The sequence below is a fragment of the Amycolatopsis sp. SID8362 genome, from assembly GCF_010550475.1.
Lineage (GTDB): Bacteria > Actinomycetota > Actinomycetes > Mycobacteriales > Pseudonocardiaceae > Amycolatopsis > Amycolatopsis eburnea.
Map to the genome: position 1 here is coordinate 1 of NZ_JAAGNB010000984.1, position 2200 is coordinate 2200.

Below are 2200 nucleotides of genomic sequence, written 5' to 3' on the forward strand. Positions count from 1 at the left end.
GGCGCCCGGCACGCGGCCGCCGAGGTCCGGGCGCTGGCCGAGCGGCTGCAGGCACCGGTGGTCGCGTTCCGCGGCGGGCGCGGCATCGTGGGCGACGACCACCCGCTCGGCTTCACCTGCGCCGCCGGCTTCGAGCGGTGGGCCGAGACGGACGTCGTGATCGGCATCGGGTCGCGGCTGGAGCTGTCCTGGTTCCGCTGGCCGGACAAGCCACCCGGCCTGAAGACGATCCTGCTCGACATCGACCCGCGGCAGGCGACGCGGCTCGAAGCGGACGTCGCGGTCATCGCCGACGCGGCCGACGCCACGGCCGCCCTCACCGAGGCGGCCGGTCCGGCGCGGCCGGACCGGACGGCGGAGTTCACCGCACTGAAAGCCGAAGTGGCGCAGCGCTTCACCGACGTCGGGCCGGAACTGGAGTATCTGCGGGCGATCCGCGACGTGCTGCCCCGCGACGGCTTCTTCGTCGAGGAGATCTGCCAGGTCGGCTTCGCGTCCTACTTCGGTTTCGAGGTCTACGCGCCGCGCACCTTCATCACCTGCGGCCACCAGGGCACGCTCGGCTTCGGCTACCCGACGGCGCTGGGCGTGCAGGCCGCTTTCCCGGGCCGCCCGGTCGTTTCGGTGGCAGGCGACGGCGGCTTCATGTTCGCGGCGCAGGAGCTCGCCACCGCTGTCCAATATGGACTCAACGTCGTCGCGGTGGTGTTCGACAACGGCTTCTACGGCAACGTCCACCTCGACCAGGAGCGCCTGTTCGAGGGCCGCGCGCTGGGCGGCCGGCTGCGGAACCCGGACTTCGCCCGGCTGGCCGAGACGTTCGGCGCGCTCGGCCTGACCGCGCGCAGCCCGGACGACCTGCGCACCGCGCTGGACAAGGCGTTCGCCTCGGGTCGCCCGGCACTGGTGCACGTGCCGTGCGAACTGGGCACCGGCGCTTCGCCGTGGAAGTACCTGATGCCGAAGTCGGACCGCAGCTAGCCGGCCGCGACGCGTTCCAGGGCGGCGAAGACCCGCTCGACGTCGGCCGGGGTGGTCCGCCAGTTGCTGAACGCCGCGCGCAGAGCCGGCTGGCCGTCGTACACGGTCGGCGTGAGGAAGGTGGTCCCGTCCTCGGTGATGGCGCGGACCAGCGCGTCGACCCGGGCCTGGGTGACGTCCCCGGCCGGGGCGAAGCAGACGACGTTGAGCCGCACCGGCGCGAGCAGCCGCCAGCGGGGCGAAGCGTCGATCCGCGCGCCGAGGTCGCGTGCCAGTGAGACGCAGCGCTCGACGATCTCGCGGTGCCCGTCGCGGCCGTAGGCCGTGAGCGAGAACCACGCCGGGAGCGCGCGCAGCCGCCGCGAGTTCTCCGGCGTCAGGTGCAGGAAGTCCGGTGTCTCGCCGATTTCGCCGAGGTAGGCGGCGTTGTTGCTGAACACCCGCAGCTGCAGGTCGCGGCGACGGGTGAACTGGACGGCCGAGTCGTAGGGCACGTTGAGCCACTTGTGCAGGTCGACGACGACCGAGTCGGCCTGGTCGAGGCCCGCGGTCAGCGCCGCGTGGTCCGGTGCCAGCGCGGCGAACCCGCCGAACGCGGCGTCGACGTGGAGCCAGAAGTCGTGCCGCCGCTTGAGTTCGGCGATCGCGCGCAGGTCGTCGAAGTCGACGGTGTTGACGGTCCCGGCGTTGGCGACGACGACGGCCGGCCCGTCGAGGGTCTCGAGCACTTCGGCGAGCTTCCCGACGTCGACGGCTTCACGCCCGGGGAGCAGGGGCACCTTCCGCAGCGCCGAGCGTCCCATCCCGAGGAACGACAACGCCTTCAGCACACTCGAATGCGGCGCCCCGGACAGCACGGTCACCGGCCCGAGCGCGGCGGCGCCGTCCTCGGAAACCGTCACCCCGGCCCGCTCGCCGAGCCACTCGCGGGCGATGGCCAGGCCGGTCACCGTCGACATGGTGGCCCCGGTGACGAACGCACCGGAGAACTCCGCGCCCAGCCCGAAGAGCTCGGCCAGCCAGCCGACGGTCTCGCGCTCGAGGTCCTGTGCCGAGGAGTCCATGCCACTGTTGGGGTTCTGGTCGTGCGCCGAGGTCAGCCAGTCCCCGGCGAGCGCGGCCGGCGTCGCGCCCCCGGTGACGAAACCGAGGTACCGAGGCCCGGCACTGGCCGCGAACCCGGGTTCCCAGCGCCGGGAAAACTCTTCCAGCGCACCGC

2 protein-coding genes are annotated in these 2200 nt (G+C 72.8%); one reads left to right on the plus strand and one right to left on the minus strand.

The window, feature by feature from the left end:
* Positions 1 to 981, plus strand: a 981-nt coding sequence (locus tag G3I65_RS30880; RefSeq protein WP_239071562.1) for a thiamine pyrophosphate-dependent enzyme, incomplete at its 5' end; no start/stop codon positions are given.
* Here G3I65_RS30880 and G3I65_RS30885 read toward each other — a convergent pair.
* Positions 978 to 2200 (minus strand): pyridoxal-dependent decarboxylase (locus tag G3I65_RS30885; protein WP_160699231.1); only part of this gene is annotated, 1223 nt, incomplete at its 5' end. The genes G3I65_RS30880 and G3I65_RS30885 overlap by 4 nt on opposite strands.